The 17,161-nt window shown below is 70.8% G+C and carries 15 protein-coding genes; 6 read left to right on the top strand and 9 right to left on the bottom strand.

Annotated features, from left to right (window positions below):
- The first annotated feature begins 265 nt into the window (after positions 1-265).
- Complete coding sequence (locus G6G98_RS14120; protein WP_067354013.1) at positions 266-679, top strand: CBS domain-containing protein; 414 nt, start codon at positions 266-268, stop codon at positions 677-679.
- A gap of 25 nt (positions 680-704) precedes the next feature.
- Positions 705-1,268, top strand: a complete 564-nt coding sequence (locus tag G6G98_RS14115; RefSeq protein WP_243842139.1) for a CinA family protein — start codon at positions 705-707, stop codon at positions 1,266-1,268.
- Here the strand turns inward: G6G98_RS14115 and G6G98_RS14110 are convergent.
- From G6G98_RS14110 to G6G98_RS14085, 6 genes are read right to left on the bottom strand one after another with little or no spacing between them, the layout of a single operon-like run.
- Positions 1,184-2,272, bottom strand: a complete 1,089-nt coding sequence (locus G6G98_RS14110) for an alcohol dehydrogenase catalytic domain-containing protein (protein WP_084788355.1) — start codon at positions 2,270-2,272, stop codon at positions 1,184-1,186. The two genes, G6G98_RS14115 and G6G98_RS14110, sit on opposite strands and share 85 nt — an antisense overlap.
- 11 nt (positions 2,273-2,283) lie before the next feature.
- A complete protein-coding gene (locus G6G98_RS14105) occupies positions 2,284-2,991 on the bottom strand; it encodes an HAD family hydrolase (protein WP_164234344.1) in 708 nt (235 codons plus the stop codon).
- Positions 2,988-4,112, bottom strand: a complete 1,125-nt coding sequence (locus G6G98_RS14100) for a TIGR03364 family FAD-dependent oxidoreductase (protein WP_164234343.1) — start codon at positions 4,110-4,112, stop codon at positions 2,988-2,990. Before G6G98_RS14100 ends, G6G98_RS14105 begins: the two co-directional genes overlap by 4 nt.
- Complete coding sequence (locus G6G98_RS14095; protein ID WP_164234342.1) at positions 4,109-5,833, bottom strand: PhnE/PtxC family ABC transporter permease; 1,725 nt, start codon at positions 5,831-5,833, stop codon at positions 4,109-4,111. Before G6G98_RS14095 ends, G6G98_RS14100 begins: the two co-directional genes overlap by 4 nt.
- A complete protein-coding gene (gene phnC / locus G6G98_RS14090) occupies positions 5,830-6,657 on the bottom strand; it encodes a phosphonate ABC transporter ATP-binding protein (protein ID WP_067353996.1) in 828 nt (275 codons plus the stop codon). The genes G6G98_RS14095 and phnC overlap by 4 nt, the downstream gene beginning before the upstream one ends.
- 44 nt (positions 6,658-6,701) lie before the next feature.
- A complete protein-coding gene (locus tag G6G98_RS14085) occupies positions 6,702-7,628 on the bottom strand; it encodes a phosphate/phosphite/phosphonate ABC transporter substrate-binding protein (protein WP_067353992.1) in 927 nt (308 codons plus the stop codon).
- 168 nt (positions 7,629-7,796) lie between these two features.
- Here G6G98_RS14085 and G6G98_RS14080 point away from each other — a divergent pair, with 168 nt between their 5' ends.
- A complete protein-coding gene (locus tag G6G98_RS14080; protein ID WP_243842138.1) occupies positions 7,797-8,540 on the top strand; it encodes a GntR family transcriptional regulator in 744 nt (247 codons plus the stop codon).
- Between the two features lie 258 nt (positions 8,541-8,798).
- On the opposite strand, the gene G6G98_RS14075 is transcribed toward G6G98_RS14080, so the two are convergent.
- Positions 8,799-9,953: a sensor histidine kinase gene (locus tag G6G98_RS14075; protein WP_164234341.1), complete on the bottom strand. Its 1,155-nt coding sequence runs from the start codon at positions 9,951-9,953 to the stop codon at positions 8,799-8,801.
- A 227-nt stretch (positions 9,954-10,180) separates the two neighbouring features.
- Here G6G98_RS14075 and G6G98_RS14070 point away from each other — a divergent pair, with 227 nt between their 5' ends.
- Positions 10,181-10,837, top strand: coding sequence for a response regulator (locus tag G6G98_RS14070; RefSeq protein ID WP_243842137.1), 657 nt, complete (start codon positions 10,181-10,183; stop codon positions 10,835-10,837).
- Between the two features lie 256 nt (positions 10,838-11,093).
- On the opposite strand, the gene G6G98_RS14065 is transcribed toward G6G98_RS14070, so the two are convergent.
- A complete protein-coding gene (locus G6G98_RS14065; protein ID WP_164234340.1) occupies positions 11,094-12,620 on the bottom strand; it encodes an HNH endonuclease signature motif containing protein in 1,527 nt (508 codons plus the stop codon).
- Between the two features lie 1,304 nt (positions 12,621-13,924).
- Complete coding sequence (locus G6G98_RS14060) at positions 13,925-14,788, bottom strand: EamA family transporter (protein ID WP_164234339.1); 864 nt, start codon at positions 14,786-14,788, stop codon at positions 13,925-13,927.
- A gap of 163 nt (positions 14,789-14,951) precedes the next feature.
- Here G6G98_RS14060 and G6G98_RS14055 point away from each other — a divergent pair, with 163 nt between their 5' ends.
- On the top strand, positions 14,952-15,797 hold the full coding sequence (locus G6G98_RS14055) for a 5'-nucleotidase, lipoprotein e(P4) family (protein WP_164234338.1): 846 nt from the start codon (positions 14,952-14,954) through the stop codon (positions 15,795-15,797).
- A gap of 60 nt (positions 15,798-15,857) precedes the next feature.
- A complete protein-coding gene (locus G6G98_RS14050) occupies positions 15,858-17,141 on the top strand; it encodes a M18 family aminopeptidase (RefSeq protein ID WP_164234337.1) in 1,284 nt (427 codons plus the stop codon).
- Positions 17,142-17,161 lie beyond the last annotated feature (20 nt).

The raw sequence follows: 17,161 nt of genomic DNA, 5'->3' as shown, positions 1-17,161 counted from the left end.
CAGCGGTATCGCGATCATCACGGCGAGTCCGCCCGCGATGATGAGCGCCCAGGTCCAGAACATGCCGCGCATCCCCGCGGTCTCCTGTGTCCGATCAGACATGTCGTCCTCCCCCGTGTCGGCATCCACCCTCGTCGCCGGGCGGCGGCAGGACCAGGGGGTTGACTCGCGGTCGCCGTCTTGTCAATCCCCTGCGCCGTCGAGGAGGGCGGGGCCTATCGTCGGCCGCACGGAGACCGAACGGACACGAGATGAGGGGACCAGGATGACCACCGCAAGCGAGATCATGACGCCGAGTCCGCGGTGCATCGGCGTGAACGACTCCCTGCGCATCGCCGCCTCGGTGATGGCCGACCTCGACGTCGGCTCGCTGCCGATCTGCGGAGAGGACAGCAAGCTCAAGGGCATGCTCACCGATCGCGACATCGTGGTCGGCGCGATCGCGGCGGGGATGGACCCGGAGACGACGCCGGCAGGGGCGCTGGCGAAGGGCAAGCCGGTCACCGTCGACGCCGGCGACGACATCCGCGTCGCCCTCGAGCTGATGCGCGAGCATCAGATCCGCCGGCTGCCGGTGATCGAGGACCATCTGCTCGTCGGCATCGTCAGCCAGGCGGACATCGCGCTGTCGCTGTCCGCGGCGGCGACCGGCAAGACCGTCGAGAGCATCTCCCGCTGAGGCCGTCATGGAGGAGCTGGCGAGGGTGAGCGGCATCGCGCGCGAGCGCGGACTGAGCGTGTGCGTGGCGGAGTCGCTCACCTCCGGCCGGCTGGCGAACACGGTCGGAGCCGCAGAGGCCGCCTCGACCTGGTTCGCCGGCGGCATCGTCGCCTACCTGACCGAGGTCAAGGAGCGGGTGCTCGGGCTCACCCCCGGCACCGATCCGTGCTCGGCGACGTGCGCGGAGCAGCTCGCCGCCGGCGCGCTGGCGCTGTTCGACGCCGACATCTGCGTCTCCACGACCGGGGTCGGCGGGCCGGGACCCGAGGGCGGGCATCCGGCCGGAACGGTCTATCTGGGGTGGGCTACCGCCGAGGGTCGCGGCCACCGCGCCCTGGCTCTCGTGGGCGATCCCGAGCAGGTGCTGGAGCAGGCGACGGCCGCCGCGGTGCGCCTCCTCGTCCTGCACCTCGAGGCGGTCAGGCCGGCGGGACCCCGCCGTCATGACGGGGCCTCCGCGTCTCAGCGTCCCGGTGCCAGCCCGATCCGCAGAGGCGCTCCCGGAGCGGATGCCGCGGCGATCGCCTCGTCGATCTCGGCCAGCTGACGCACCTCGCCCACCGCCTCGGCGAACGGGTACGCCCGGCCGCGGCCGGCGAGGAACGCGACCGCCTCGGCGAGCTCCGCTCCCGTGTAGTTGTGGACGCCGGCGACGGTGACCAGCTTCCGCACGACGCCCTCGGCGTCGAAGGGCACCGGGTCCGCCGGGAAGACGCTTCCCACGAGCACCACGATGCCGCCGATCGCGATGCCGTCCAGCGCTGCGGCGACCGCCTGCCCCGAGGCCTCGATCACCACGTCCGGCTCGCGATCGAGTGCCGTCGCGCCGTACCGGGCGGCGAGCTCGCGGCGCAGCGGATTCGGGTCGAGCACCTCCACGACCGCGCCCTCCTCGGCGGCTATCGCGGCCGCCGACAGCCCGACGAGGCCGGCTCCGTGGATCCGCACCGCGGCGCCTTCGAGCTCCCGGTGCCGCGCGGCCCGTGCGATCGCGGCGAGGGCGGTGGCGGTCGCGCACGATGCCGGGGCGAGCACGGCGGCCGGGAGGGACTCCGGAACGCGGACGATCGCCGTGCCGGCGCGCAGCTGCACGTGGCTCCCGAAGGCGCCGGTGAGATCGCCGTGCACGCCGATCCGGTCGTGTCCGTACTTGCCGAGCTCCCGGCACTTCTGCGGGATGCCCTGCACGCAGCGATCGCACGCGCCGCACGAGATCGTCACCGACCACACCACCCGGTCGCCGATCCGCAGCGGGGCGCCGTCGACGGCGAGCGGTCCCCCGTCGCCGGTCGCGATCACCCTCCCGACGCTCTCGTGGCCGAGCACCAGGGGCGTCGGCGCCGACCGCCGCCCCTGCACCGTATGCACGTCGGAGCCGCAGATCGTGGAGAGCTCCACCGCGACGAGGACGTCGTGATCGGCGAGCGCGACCCCCGGCACCGCGATCGTCTCGTGCGGATGCCCCTCTCCGATCCAGACCATCGCGGTGGCCGCCGGGCGCAGCGCGACGTCACGGCGGTGCCCCGGCGGACGGATCAGGATGGTGCCCACGATGCTCCCGCTCAGGTCGTCTGGACGAGGCGGAGCAGACCGCGGTCGGCGAGCGCGGCCTGCAGCTCGGTGACGTCGGCGAGCACGGCATCCGCTCCCGCGCCGGTGAGGGTCGCCGCATCGTGGGCGCCGCTGAGCACGCCGGCGACGAAGCCGGCGCCCGCGCGGCGACCGGATTCGACGTCGCTGGACGTGTCACCCGCGACGGCCACAGACCGCACCGAGGAGGCGCCGGTGCGCAGCAGCGCGGTGAGCACGAGATCGGGGGCAGGGCGGCCGCGCCCGGCGTCGGCGGGAGAGAGGGCGAGCTCGACGAGACCGCGCCAGCCGAGGCCGTCGAGGAGGGCGTCGCGGGTCACCGGCGCGAAGCCGGTGGTCAGCACGACCGTCAGACCGGCATCCTTCAGCCCCTGGATCGCGTCGGCGGCGCCGGGGATCTCGGACACGCCCTGCTCCGCGACGATCTCGGCGTACGCGCCCTCGAACGCGGCGGTGGCGCGCTCCGCCGCGAGGCGGTCGCCGCCGGCGAGGTGCGTGAACACGTCGATCTTCGACTGGCCCATCGTGTCGCGCACGTACTCGAGCGCCTCCGCCCACGGCATCCGCTCCGCGACGCCGGTGCGCTCCGCCGCTCGGCCGAACGCCTGCTCCACGACGCCGTCGTCGAGCACGGTGGTGCCGGCCATGTCGAGCACGACGAGTTCCAGGGGCGTGTTCATGATGGTGTTCCTTCCCTTGCAGGTGCCGCCCCGAGGGCGGCGGTGAGGTTCTCCTCGGCGAGACCCAGTCCCGTGGTCATCCCGATGCCGGTGGTCGCGGCGAGCGCGAGGACCCCGTCGTCGACGCGCTCGACGAGGAACTCCCCCGCCGCCTTGGCGTAGACGCCCTGCCAGCGCTCGATGACACGGGGCGCCGGCATGTCGAACAGCGCCTCGGCCTCGGCGAGGAACGCAGCGAACGCGGCCTCCGGCTGGAACGGGGCCGGCGCCGGAGCCGTCGCGTGGGAGTCGCCGAGGATGAGCGTGCCGTCGGGCAGCTGCGTGTACATCTGGTTGAGGTCGAGGGCGGCGAGGTCGGGGCGCTCCCCGTGCAGGCGCTCGCGCAGGGCGGCGGCCTCCGGCGCTCCGGCGAAGCGTCCGTAGCGGATCAGCGACCAGCCGGTCAGCAGCGGAGCCGCCAGGGGATGCCGCAGCGTGACCGCCGCGCGCATCATGTCCAGGGCGCAGCGCTCGACGCCGACGCGCTCGGCGAGCCCCGGCAGCAGTTGGTCGACATCGTGGTTCACCGCGACGACGACCAGCCCCGCCTCGATCGGCCCGCGGGTGGTGTCGACCCTGTGGCTGCGCACACCGGTGACGGCGGTGCGGAACCGGAACTCGACGCCGAGGGAGACGAGGTGACGGACGATGGCCGATGCCGCGGTGCGCGGATCGGTCTGCAGGTCGGTCTCGATGTGCGCGCCGCCGAGAAGTCCCTCGCGGCGGAGCGGCGCGAGGCGCAGGAGCTCGTCGACGTCCAGCATCCGGATGCCGTCGCCCGCCGTCTCGAGCACCGCGAGCTCGTCCTCGTGCCGGGCGGCCACGAGCGTGCCGGACTCGCGCAGCCAGAAGCCGGCGTCGCGGGAGAGGCGCAGCCACAGCTCTCGGGAGGCGTCTGCGTAGCGGCGGGCCTCGCCCTCCTGCGCGCCGATGCACAGGTGCCCGAAGTTGCGGATCGTGGCGCCGACGGGGGCGTCCGTGCGGTCGACGACGATGACGCGCAGACCGCGGCGCACGGCCGCATAGGCGGCTCCGAGGCCGACGATGCCGGAGCCCGCCACGACGACGTCAGCGCGGTTCACCGGAACACCTTCCGCATCCACATCGCGAGCCCCTCCACGACGAGCACCGTGGCGAGGATCATCAGGACGATCGCGGTCACCGTCTCGTAGCGGGATCCCTGGCTGGCGTTGAGCAGGTAGTAGCCGACTCCGCCGCCGCCGACGATGCCGAGGATGGTCGCCGCGCGGATGTTGGTGTCGAGCATGTAGAAGCTGTGGCCGATGAGCGCCTGCATCCCCTGCGGCACGGTGGCCGCGGCGTACGTCTGCAGGCGGGTGGCGCCGACGGCGCGGAGAGCGCGCTCCGGCCCCCGGTCGACCTCCTCGAAGGAGTCGGCGATGAGCTTGCCGAGCAGGCCGATCCCGCCGATCGCGAGGGCGATGACGCCCGCCTGCGGGCCGAGACCCGTGATCACGACGAGCACGATCGCGAGGATCAGCTCGGGGATGCCGCGGATGCCGACGAGCAGGAAGCGGGCCGCGCCGCGCGCTCCGCCGCTCGGCGCGACGTTGCTCGCCGCGAGGGAGCCGAGAAGCAGCGAGGGCAGCAGCGTGAGCACGGTGGCGGCGAGCGCGATCGCGACGGTGTCGCGCATGGCGGCGAGCATGGTTCCGGCGTCGTAGCTCCCGAACGAGGGCGGCCAGAACATCGCCGCGACCTCGGGGATGCGCCCCCAGAACGTGACGAGGTCGGTCCAGTTGATGTCGCTGACGACGATGCCGCCGATCACGACGAGCACGGCCGCGACGCCGGCGATCGTGTGCCGCACGCGCTGCACCGTCCACGGTCGGTGCAGGGCCGATGACGGGGACGCCGCCCAGGCGGGCTTCTCCGCCGCAGCCGCCGCCGCGGGCAGCCGCGGGTGGATGATCCGGTCGATCCACGAACGCGTGTGCCTCTGCCGGCCGAGCATCGCCCCGCGGACGAGGCTCGACACGATCTCCATGACGACGCAGAGCACGAAGATCACGAGGGCGATGCCGAGGCCCTTGCCGTAGTTCAGCGACTTGAACGCATAAGACATCTCGAGGCCGAGGCCGGCGACGCCGACGTAGCCGAGCACGACGCTGCCGCGGAGGTTGATGTCGTTGCGGTGCAGAACGGTGGCGACCCAGCTCGGGAGCACCTGCGGGAGGACGCCGGCGGTGAACTCCTGAAGCCTCGTGCCTCCGGCGGCGCGGATCGCGAGCCGAGGACCCTCGTCGATCTGCTCGATCGCGTCGGCGAACATCTTCGAGATCATGCCGATGGAGTGGATGCCGATGGCGAGGATGCCTGGCAGGGTGCCGAGTGAGAACATCAGCACGAACGCCATCGCGAGCACGACGTCGGGCAGGGCCCTGGCGAGCACGCCGAGGAAGCGCGCGGCGGCGCGCCAGCCGTTTCCCGGCGTCGTGTTGGACGCCGCGAGGTACGCGATCGGGATGGACAGGACGGCGGCGAGAAGGGTGCCCGTGAGCACGAGGCCGACGGTGAGTGCGATCAGCCAGAGCAGGTCGCCGGGTTCAGGGAAGGAGAGCGCGCCGACGCGGGCGAAGAACCTCTCCGCGTTGCCCCAGCTCTCCGCCATGGCGGGGACGGAGATGCCGACCTCGTTCACGGCGAGCACGCCGAGCACGACGAGGGCCACCAGGGTGAGGGCCGCGGCGATGCGCTCCGGGGAGACCGGGCGCTTCGGGGCGCGCTCGGCGAGCGGGACGGATGCCGTCTGCCGCGCCTGGCCGGACACGAGGACGGTCATGACGCACCCACCTCGGCGACGGCATCCGCCAGCTCGATCTGCACGGCCTGGATCTCCGCCGTCGTCGTGGCGACGCGGCCGTAGATCTCCATGACCTCGGCCTTGGTGAGGTCGGTCGTCGGGGTGTCCAGCACGACCTGGCCGTGCCGGAGCCCGACGATGCGGTCGGCCCAGGAGATGGCGAGGTCGACCTGGTGCAGGCTGCAGACGACGGTGAGTCCCTCGTCGGCGGCGATCTCGCGGATGAGCGCCATGACCTGCTCGCTCGACTCGGGGTCGAGCGAGGCGACCGGCTCGTCGGCGAGGAGGATGTCGGGCTTCTGCATGAGGGCGCGGGCGATGGCCACGCGCTGCTGCTGCCCGCCGGAGAGGGTGTCGCTGCGCTGATAGGCGCGGTCGAGCAGCCCCACCCGGTCGAGGTGCCCGAGCGCCTGCAGCCTGGCCGCCTTCGAGTAACCCCACAGCCCGAGGCGCGGTCCGCGGACCGTCGAGAGCGAACCGGTGAGGACGTTCTCGAGCACGGTCAGGGAGGGCACCAGCTCGAACTGCTGGAAGATGAAGCCCACCCGGCTGCGCAGGGCGCGCAGAGCCCGGCCCCGGAGGGACGGGACCTGCGCGCCGAGCACCTCGACGGAGCCGGAGGTCGGGACCTCCAGTCCGTCGACGTGGCGCAGCAGGGTCGACTTGCCGGAGCCGGAGAGCCCGAGCAGGACGACGATCTCGCCGCGGGAGACCTGGAGCGAAGCGTCCTTCAGCGCCATGGTCGACCCGAAGGTCTTCGTCACGCCGTCGAGGCGGATGAGGGCGTCGGATGCCGCGTTCATGTCGGTTCTCCCGTGTTCTTACCGGTGGTGGACGGTGCCGGGCTTCAGCCCTGGCACTGCTCCGCTTCGGTCTTCTCGCAGATGTCGCGGATGAGGTCGTAGTACTCGTCGTCGACCGGCTTCGTGGCGTAGAAGACGCTGCGGAAGGCGTCGGAGTCGGCGCTGTCGATGCCCGCGGCGATGATGTCGTCTACGGTGATCTCCGCGAGGCCGTCCACGAGCTGCGTCGCGACCTCCTCGGGAAGGCTCGACGCGTAGACGAGCGGCGCACCGGGCACCATGGTCTCGGCGACGACCTTCACCTTGTCCGACTTCTCGACCTCGGAGTCCTCGGCGAAGCCCGCCTCGCACTCCACGCCCTCGCCCACCTTCTGCACGCTCACGTCGTGCTTGCCGGCGAAGACAGGCGTGATGTCGCTCTTCGGGTCGATGCCGGCCTCGAGCAGGTTGTACGACGGGAAGAGATAGCCCGAGGTCGACGACGGGTCGACGAAGCAGACCTTCTTGCCCGCGAAGTCCTCGATGCCCTCGATGTCGCTGCCGACGGGGACGATGGCCTGCGAGTAGTAACCCGGCTCCTGGCCCTCCTCGGTGACGATCGAGGAGATCGGGGTGAGCTCGGCGCCGTTGTTGGTGGCGGTGACGTAGGTGAAGCCGGAGAACGAGGCGACGTCGACCTTGCCCGCGACCGCGGCCTCGATGAGGGCGGCGTAGTCGGTCGATTCGTGGTACTCGACCGTCTTGCCGGTGATCTCGGCGATGTAGTCCATGAGCGGCTGATAGTTGGTCTCGGTGTCCACCGAGTCGGGGACGACGCCGAAGACGAGGGTGTTCTCGTCGACCGCGTAGCCGGAGCCCGTGGACGACTCGTCGGTGCCGGCGTCGGTGGCGCCTGCCGAACCGGAGCAGGCAGCGAGGCCGAGAGCGAGGACCGCGGCGCCGGCGAGGGCGGGGAGAGCACGGAGCTTCATGAGGACCTTTCAGGGTATGAGGGGTGATCCACGAAGACTCTCTCAGGCGGCGAGCCGAGAAATATACCTAACTTGGAAGAGTTCAACCCTCGTTTACCCACGGTTCTCCCGCATTAACATCAACCGAACGTGCAGGCCTGGCGCGAGGTGGCGAAGTAGTATGCCTATGTGGCAGAAGCTGTGTACACCCAGATCGCCGACGACCTGCGCGAGCGGATCTCAGCCGGCATCCTGCGCCCGGGAGACGATGTGCCCACCGAGGCCGAGCTCGCCCAGCGGTGGAGCACGTCGCGCGGCCCGATCCGCAACGCCCTCGCCGCGCTGAGATCCGAGGGGCTCATCGAGACGAGCCGCGGCCGCCCCGCGCGCGTGGTGGCGCGCAAGGCGAACCAGGCCGTCGACGTGTCGGTGCCGTTCACGCGCTGGGCCAGGGAGCTCGGCGTCACACCCGGAGCGCAGACCCAGGAGCTCAGCCTCCGGCGCGCCGGAGCCAAGGCGGAGGCGCTCGGCGTCGGCCCCGACGACACCATCGTGGGCGTCGTGCGACTGCGGCTGCTCGACGGTCGCCCGACGATGCTCGAGCGGCTCTTCTACACCGAGGACGCGGGCCGGAATCTCTTCGACGTCGACCTCGACGCGGTGTCGATCACCGAGCATCTCGCCTCGGTCGGGCACCCGATCGTCGGACTGCAGCACGAGATCGACGCGGTCGCGGCAGACGAGCAGGACGCCGCGCTGCTGCGCGTCCCGCAGGGCACCCCGATCCTGCGACTGAGCCGGACGTCGAGGGATGCGGAGGGCCGCATCTTCGAAGCCTCGGAGGACCGCTACCTCAGCGAGGTCGTGCGCTTCACCGTCGCGGCATCCGGGATCTCCACCGACGGCCACTTCATGCGCGCGGTCGGAGGCTGACGGGCACGGCTGCGGCGATCGGATCGCCGGCCGACGAGACGTTGGCGATCGCGAGCGCGATTGGGGTTTCAGAAGCCAGAGGTCGCGCTCGCGATCGCAAGAAGCGCTGGGGACGCTTCAGGCCAAGGCGCTGGGGACGCCTCTTCTCGGCTTGCTTCCACGGTAGTGAGGCCGCTGTGCAGTCATAAGGGCCAAAGGTCGATACGGCATTAGACCTTCGGCCAGAGTTGCATTCCGGTATATCGGAAAATCTTCGGCTCAGACCAGGGGGACCCGGGCCAGCACCCTCCAGAGACCCTCGGATTCGCCGGCACTGAACTCGCCGCTGGCTCCGATGACCCGCTCCGCCATACGGCCGAGACCTGTCCCGCTGGAGGAGAGCTCGCGTCGAGGCGTCAGCGGGAGCGGGCTGAGGATCGTCAGCGCGACCGACTCGTCGTCGACGTCGAGCAGGACCGAGACCGCGCCCTCGCCGGCGTACTTCAGGACGTTCGTCGCCGACTCGCGCACGATCCGGGCGAGGATGATCTCGGCGGCGCGCGGGATGCGTTCGTCGCGAGGGTCGCCGCGGAGGACGACGTCGTGCCCCGCCGCTTCGAACTCGGAGCGGGCCTCGTCGATCGCCGCCGCGAGGTCTCCGGTCTGCACGCCCGCGGAGCGCGGCCCGTCGTCGGCGAGTTCGATGACGAAGCGGAGGTCCGCCATGGCCTTGCGAGCGGCGATGCGGATCGCCTCCTGCGAGGAGGCGCTGACGGTCGCATCGTCGAGCATCTGCACGTGCAGGGCGACGACCGTGAGGTGATGGGCGATGCTGTCGTGGAGCTCGCCGGCGATCCACCGGCGCTCTGCGAGCACGGCCTCGCGCTCCTGCTCGGCCTGCTCGGCGACCTGCTGCTCCAGCTGCAGTTCGAGCCGCCTGCCCCGCGCGAAGGCGAGGCGCAGGCCGAAGCCGATCGCGCCGGCCAGGGTCGCGACGATGAGGTAGATGCCGACGTTCACGGGGACACTGAGGTCTCCGTAGGCGATGATCCCGGTGCCCACCAGGAAGGCGCCGACGTAGGCGAGGATGAGCGAGGTCCAGCCCAGGCGCATGATCAGGCCGGCCGCCACGGCGACGGCCAGCAGCACCTGGGTCTCGTTCTCCGTGAGGAACGAGAGGACGAACATGATCCCGAGGGCGCAGGTGGCCCAGAGCGGAGACCAGAGGTAGAGGGCGAACGCCGAGGTGGTCACGATGCTGAACAGCGTCGCGACGGGGTCGGCTCCGCGGGTGAGGACCAGGCTGAGCGCGTCGAGGACGACGACACCGCCTGCGATGACGAGGACGACGATGCGTTCGGGGGTGGTCAGCGACTCACCCCGGCTCAGCCGGAGCAAGGTCGCATCGCGTCGCATCGTAGAGGCGAACTCCATGGTTCACTATCTCCTGTTCGCCAGGTACTCTAGCGAAGGATGCCCAGAAGGATGCAGAGCTGCTGCCAGAAAGTCATGGGAATTCACCTCCAGTGCTGGTCTTTTGTCGGCGGGATAACTTCATCTTCTCGGGGTCGGACGAAACGCACATCCGACTCACTGGCAGTCTTTTTTGGACAAAGGTCTACATGGGCTCGGGCGCGGGTCCCGGCCGTTAGGCTTCCTCCATGCCGGAAATCCGCGTTCTGATCGTCGATGACGATCCCCTGGTGCGCTCTGCGCTCTCCCACTTCGTGTCACGGGACCCGGAGATCAAGGTGGTCGGCGAGGCCGAGAACGGCGCCGAGGGGATCGAGGCCGTCGACCGACTCCGCCCGGACGTCGTGATGATGGACGTGCAGATGCCCGAGATGAACGGCATCGAGGCGACGGCGGCGATCGCCGGTCGCTGGCCGGACGTGCGCGTGCTCGCCGTGACCACGCTCGACGGCAGCGACACGGTGCTCCCGATGCTGAACGCAGGGGCATCCGGGTACCTGCTCAAGGACTCCAGCGCCGCGGACATCGTGGCCGGCGTGCGCGAGGTGCATGGCGGGGCGAGCTCGCTGTCGCCGCGCATCGCCTCCATGCTCATCAAGCACGTGCGCGACTCGGGGCCGGCAGAAGGAGCGGGGCGCGAACTGGAGCCGCTCACCGACCGGGAGCGGGAGGTGCTCGACCTTCTCGCGCAGGGCATGTCGAACGCGGAGATCGCGCGCGCGCTCATCGTCTCGGAGGGCACCGTCAAGGCGCACCTCGGACGCATCATGTCCAAGTGGCAGGTGCGCGACCGCGTGCAGATCCTCGTCGCCGCCGCGCACGCAGGTCTCGTCGAGTTCCGCTGACCGGGCTTTCTGCGCCTCTGGGGAGGGTTTCTCGTCGGGGCTTCTTGCGGGTTTCTTGTGTGGTCGCTGCGCGATGGATGCCGTGGGGAAGACATGCCCTCGCTCGCCTTCGGCGTGCTCCCGCCAGACCCGGTGCCAGCTTCCCCACGACATCCATCGCTCCGCTCGGAACCCGAACACCACCCGGTCGCTCGGTCGTTGAGCGAGCGGAGCGAGTCGAAACGCACCTTCCGACGTACGACACACGCGGGTAGGTTCAAGCCCGCAGGGGTGTTCGTCGTCTTGGCGGTACGGGGATCGACAGACTCGGCGTGCGCCATCGCTGCTCCCGATCCCACCACTCCGGGCCCCGGATCTGCGGGACCCCGCCGTTCATCCGGATCGCCCACCCCGAATGGCCCAGGGACCGGTGATGCCACCAACACAACGACACCCCATTGTCCGTATGGGTGGGTCCGCCCTTCGCATGCTCGGCCACGTGATGGATCTCACACCACGACGCCGGAACATGACAGCCGGGAATGAGACACTCCTGGTCGCGGGCGATGATCGCCCGCCGCTGATGCACCGTGAACACCCGATCCGTCGTCGTGATCCCGATGATCCGGCCCTCGTCGAACAGCACCCGCTGCACCGCACCCGTGCACGCGGTATGCGCGGCCACGGACAACGGGACCGGAGTTTCCGCGCCCGGGATCGTGGCCCACCCCGTCCCGGTGGCGAGATCCTTCGCATCCACATGCACCACCAGCGTCGGCGCCGCACCACCCAGGGTGGGCATCTCGTCGTGACGGGCCGCGATGCCCAAGGCGGCGGCGAGAGCATCGTGGCGTTTCTGACCGGGGGTGCGGGAGTCGATCAGGTTCCGCGGATCGATATTGAACCGATCCTCCCCCTCGATCTCGCCGTCATCGTCCGGGGCGGGCTCGAACCGCACCCCCGGTGCCGGAGCGCCGCCGACCTTCGGGTTGTTGTACGCGTCGGCGATCAGCTGCCATGCCGCAGCGACCTCCGGGGTCAGATTTCCCCGCACCGGATGCACGCCGTTGCGCAACCGGCCCACGGTGAAGCACCGGCGCGACTGCGCCTCCAAGTCCGACGGCTCCGCCCCATCCGGATCCAACCCCACCGCGAGAGCACTCGCGAACAGTTTCAGATCCTCCGCGGAAGCCCGCGGACCCCGGGAGGTATCGTCGCCTTCCTCGACACGTGCCTCCAGGGTCATCTCGACGACGTCGGCATCCTGACCGGCATCCGCGACCGCGACCGCGTCGGCGTCCGCGCCGGTGTCGGGGAGGTTCTCACCGCGCGCGAACGCCGCGAGGTTCGCGTCGGCCCACAATCGCTCCTCCAGCGTGATCCGGTCCCGCGCCCGCTCGATCGGGCTCACCGCGGCCAGCAGACCGGCCACGCCGACGGCCCCGTCCAGCAGTGCTTCTCGCATGGCGGGCCAGCGGGCGGGCATCCGCTCCCCCGACACCAGACTCACATCCCGCGCGACCGCGTCCGCGGCACGGATGATCCTCCCCGCCATGGGGGCGTCGACCAGGGTGGCGCGGCGGAGGAGTTCGTTCATGCCGCGGCATCCGAACCGGTGACCGAACTCCACATCCGCGGTCGCCACCGCCTCCACCATCGCCGCATCCGCCAACCGGGAGACCTCACCAAGGCCGACCAGCAGCGCCGCGCGGTCGGCATCCGAAAGCCCGGCGACCGTGTCCCCGGACAGCAGCTCACGCAGGCCGGAAGTGACCTGAGCGACGGTGTCGGCGGGGCTGTTCATACCTCAATTCTGCCGAGGGCCACCGACATTGCGGCGCCGGTTTCCCCCAGATCGGAGAAGCTTTCCGACCGATTCTGAGGTCGTGTTCGGAAGGGGCGTTTCGACTCGCTGGCGCTCACTCAACGACCGGAACCGAAGGTGCCGTCCGAACTCGCCCGGGCGACCCGGCTCGCGACTGGCACACCACCCGATGGCACGGAGGCCCTCACAGAGACCCCGGCCACAGGGCGAGGTCGCAACCCCCGATTCTCTCGACGTCAGAACGCGGAGCCGGGTACCGTCGATCCATGAGCGATGACGCCCTCCGCGCGGCGATGCGACGGTCCGCGTGGGTGCCGGTCGCGATCGGCGGGGCCGGCAGTGCGATCACCGGGGTGTGGCTGGCCCTGAGTACCGGCGTTCCGTATCTGATCGCCTGGAACGTCATGTTCTTCGGATCATTCGGCGTGCTCGCCGGCGTGATCATCCTCGGAATCGGATTGGCGACGGCGGCGCTGAGGGCGGCTCAATGGCTCGCCCCGACGCTGAGTGTCGCCCTCGCGCTGGGGCTCGGGCTGCTCGGCGGGGAACGGCTCGGAGCGGGCTGGATGCTGGTCGCGCTCATCGCCACGGCATCCGCCGCTTCGATCGCCCACGTCGCCGCAGCACACCGACAGGCCAACGCCAGCGACGCAATCACAGCCACCGAGGCCGATCAGTCTGCCGACCGCCCGTCCCGCATCGCCGTCCTGCTCGCGGCCGGCGCTCTCGGCGTCGTTCTCTCGCTGGAGTCGATCGGAATGCTGCGCCAGACCCTCCATGTCGGGTGCTCCTACGGCAGCATGGGCGAGGGCATCGGCACCTGGGTGTGCGCAGACGGCATCGGGTACATCTTCTACGGCGTGGCTCTGCTGTTCTGCGCCGGCCTCCCCCTGCTCACGGGTGCGCTGACACTGATCGCCGCGACCCCGTCGCGGGGATCTCTCGGCCTCCACTGGCTCGCCGCAGTGCCCGCGATCCTGACCGCCGCATTGCTCGCCTCGCTGACACTTCCACGCACGGATCGGCTGCCCGCGGGCGAGACCTGGCCCATCCTCTGGACGGCGGCCGTCGGCATCCCGCTGATGCTCGCTCTCCTCGGTACCGTCTGCGTCGCGGTCTCGGATCCTGCGTCCGGGGTCGCGTCACGCGTCGTTCTGTTCGGCGGCGCCACGCTGCTGCTCGCCGCGTTCGTTCTCCAACCAGGGCTGGGCCCCGCTGTGTGCGCGGCAGGTGGATTGCTCGCCGCCGCGCGGATCGGTACCCGTGCACCCGCGACGGTCGTCTCAGAGGGCGAGCAGCACGATCCCCACGGCGACCACGATCGACGATCCGATGCGCCATCCGGGCCGGCTCTCACGCAGCACGAACACGCCGAACAGGCTGACGAGCACCACGCTCACCTCGCGCAGCGGCGCGACGAGGGCGACCGGGGCGATCTGGATCGCGGTGAGCACGAGGATGTAGGACAGCGGTGACAGGATGCTGAAGGCGACGATCCGCCGCCACTGCGTCGTCCACAGCGCCCGCACCGCTCCCCATCGCCGCCCCACGGCGAGCGTGTAGAACGGGATCTCGAGCGCCATGGTGCCGACCATGAAAGCCACCGGGGACAGGCTCCAGGCGCGCACCGCGTTCGCGTCCCAGATCGTGTAGACCGCGATCATCACGCCCGTGAGCATCCCGAACACCAGTCCGAGATCGATGCCGCGGCGGCCCGCGGACCGTCCGCGGTCGACGAGCCCGATCGCGACGACGCCCGCGATCACGAAGGCGACGCCGACGAGCGCGATCGGCGACGGACGCTCGCCGAGCAGCAGCACGGCGACGATGACCGACAGGAACGGGCCCGTCCCCCGCGCCGTCGCATACACCGTGGAGAGGTTGCCCTCCCGGTATCCCTTCTGCAGCACGGCCATGTAGACCACATGCAGCACGGCCGACACCCCGACGCCCCAGAGGAAGGCGAGCGCGTCGTCGGTGCCGAGGCCGCCGGTGAACGGGATGACGCCGATCCAGACGGCCGTCCCGCCGACGGCGCCCCACCACAGGAACGGCGCACCCGCCCGGCTGACGCCGTGGGCGATGACGTTCCAGCTCGCGTGCGCGACGGCGGCGGCGATGACGAGAGCGAAGGCGAGTGCGGACATGAGGAGACGCGCCACCCTAGCCCATCGGTGTGAACGACCCGCCACCCGGGCCCGCGCCCGCGGATGCGTAATGAAGCGGCGGCCCCCTTGCGCGGCATCCGTTTGGCATACCAGAGTGCTACCCACAGAGCGGACCCGACCGCTCAGGACCTCGGAGGTATCCATGGAAGTTGGACGACGCACACTCATCGCGGGGCTCGGTGCCTCCGGGCTCACGGCGGGCCTGCTCGCCCTCGGCGCGAGTCCTGCCGCAGCGGACGACGGCGATCCCGCGCAGAACATCCTGAGCGCTGCCGTCGCCTGGTGCGTCACCGCCGCCGAACGGGAGATGCTGTACCGTCAGGCCTTCAACATCGCCCGCGACCGGATCGACGCGGTGCTGCGCGGCGAGGGTCAGAAGCGCCGCGGCTCGAAGCCGCTCGCGATCATCTCCGACGTCGACGACACGGTGCTCTCCTCCGACACCTACTGGGCGATGCTGCTCGGCTCAGGGAAGCAGGCCTTCGACGACGTCCTGTGGGACGACTGGGTGCGCGCGAACGGCCCCACTCCGACCCCCGGCGCCGTCGAGTTCACCCGCTACGCCGAGAGCCGCGGAGTCGAGGTGTTCTACGTCTCCCAGCGCGATCAGGGTCCGGACACCCAGCAGTACGGCGTCGCGAACCTGCAGCACGCGGGACTGGCCTTCGCCGACGATGCGCACGCGACCTTCCAGCGGGAGTCGTCGAACAAGGAGGCCGCCCAGCAGGCGATCGCCGAGAAGTACGAGGTGATCGCCTACCTCGGCGACAACCTCAACGACTTCCGCCGCCGCTACTACGTGACCTCGGTCGCGCAGCGCAAGGCGCTCGCCTCCGAGGACGCCGAGCGCTTCGGCCGGGACTTCATCCTGTTCCCGAACAACACCGACGGGCACTGGATGCGGGCGATCTTCGGCACCAGCGAGCCGGCGGACTCCCCGGAGTACCGCGCCCGGATGCTCCTCGCCGCCCAGAACCTGGTGCCCTGAGCCGGCGGCGCGGATCGCCTGCGGAATGGCGGGCGATCTGCGCCGGATACGATCGAGGACATGGTCACAAGCCCGCAGTCCCTCGCCCACGCCGAAGACCTCGCCGACTTCGTCGCCGCCTCTCCCTCGAGCTACCACGCCGCCGCCGAGGTCGCCCGCCGCCTGGAGACCGCAGGGTTCGAGCGCCTCCGAGAGGAGGACGCGTGGGAGATCCGGGCAGGAGGCCGCTACGTCGTCGTCCGCGACGGCGCGGCGATCGCGTGGTCGGTGCCGGCGGATGCCACGGCGACGACCCCCGCGCACATCCTCGGCGCGCACACCGACTCCCCCGGCTTCAAGCTGAAGCCGCAGCCGACCACCGGCACGAAGGGCTGGCTGCAGGCCGCCGTCGAGGTGTACGGCGGGCCGTTGCTGAACTCCTGGCTCGACCGCGAGCTGCGCCTCGCCGGCCGTCTGGCCCTCGCCGACGGCTCCGTGGTGCTCGCCGACACCGGCGCCCTGCTGCGCCTGCCGCAGCTCGCGATCCACCTCGACCGCGAGGCGAACACCGGTCTCGCCCTCGACAAGCAGTTCCAGACCCAGCCGGTCTGGGGCCTCGGCGACCCGACGCAGGCCGACATCCTCGCGGAGCTCGCGGCCTCCGCGGGCGTCGACGCCGCCGGCATCCGCGGTTACGACGTGGTCGTCGCGGATGCCGCCCGCGGGGCGGTGTTCGGCAGGGACGACGCCTTCTTCGCGTCCGGCCGGCTCGACGACCTCGCCTCGGTGCACGCGGGAGTCGTCGCGCTCGAGGCCCACCAGACTCCGGCGGGCGGGCCGATCGCCGTGCTCGCCGCCTTCGACCACGAGGAACTCGGCTCGGAGTCCCGCTCCGGCGCCGCCGGGCCGTTCCTCGAGGACGTCCTGGAGCGTGTCTACGCGGACCTCGGCGCCGATCCCTCGCAGCGCCGCCAGGCCTACGCCTCGTCGTGGTGCCTGTCCAGCGACGTCGGCCACTCCGTGCACCCGAACTACCTGCACAAGCACGACCCGGTCGTGCAGCCGCTGCTCGGCTCCGGCCCGATCCTCAAGATCAACGCGAACCAGCGCTACGCGACGGATGCCGTCGGCTCCGCAGCCTGGCGCGGATGGTGCGAGAGCGCCGGCGTGAGCACGCAGGAGTTCGTGTCGAACAACAACGTCCCGTGCGGTTCGACGATCGGCCCGATCACCGCGACCCGTCTCGGCATCCGCACTGTCGACGTAGGCATCCCGATCCTGTCGATGCACTCGGCGCGCGAGCTGGCGGGCGTCTCCGACCTGCACGACCTCTCCCTCGTCGCCGGAGCGTTCTTCGCCGGCTGACGATCCTGCTCCCGCCGGCT

Source organism: Microbacterium hydrocarbonoxydans (assembly GCF_011752045.1).
Classification (GTDB): domain Bacteria; phylum Actinomycetota; class Actinomycetes; order Actinomycetales; family Microbacteriaceae; genus Microbacterium.
Note: the sequence above shows the minus strand (reverse complement) of the source record. Positions and strands in the feature narration are given on the sequence as shown.

Coding starts and splice junctions, on each gene's coding strand:
- G6G98_RS14070 (WP_243842137.1), top strand. CDS start 10,181: ATGCCGGAAATCCGCGTTCTGATCGTCGATGACGATCCCCTGGTGCGC.
- phnC (WP_067353996.1), bottom strand. CDS start 6,657: ATGAACGCGGCATCCGACGCCCTCATCCGCCTCGACGGCGTGACGAAG.
- G6G98_RS14060 (WP_164234339.1), bottom strand. CDS start 14,788: ATGTCCGCACTCGCCTTCGCTCTCGTCATCGCCGCCGCCGTCGCGCAC.
- G6G98_RS14120 (WP_067354013.1), top strand. CDS start 266: ATGACCACCGCAAGCGAGATCATGACGCCGAGTCCGCGGTGCATCGGC.
- G6G98_RS14075 (WP_164234341.1), bottom strand. CDS start 9,953: ATGGAGTTCGCCTCTACGATGCGACGCGATGCGACCTTGCTCCGGCTG.
- G6G98_RS14105 (WP_164234344.1), bottom strand. CDS start 2,991: ATGAACACGCCCCTGGAACTCGTCGTGCTCGACATGGCCGGCACCACC.
- G6G98_RS14055 (WP_164234338.1), top strand. CDS start 14,952: ATGGAAGTTGGACGACGCACACTCATCGCGGGGCTCGGTGCCTCCGGG.
- G6G98_RS14095 (WP_164234342.1), bottom strand. CDS start 5,833: ATGACCGTCCTCGTGTCCGGCCAGGCGCGGCAGACGGCATCCGTCCCG.
- G6G98_RS14085 (WP_067353992.1), bottom strand. CDS start 7,628: ATGAAGCTCCGTGCTCTCCCCGCCCTCGCCGGCGCCGCGGTCCTCGCT.
- G6G98_RS14065 (WP_164234340.1), bottom strand. CDS start 12,620: ATGAACAGCCCCGCCGACACCGTCGCTCAGGTCACTTCCGGCCTGCGT.
- G6G98_RS14050 (WP_164234337.1), top strand. CDS start 15,858: ATGGTCACAAGCCCGCAGTCCCTCGCCCACGCCGAAGACCTCGCCGAC.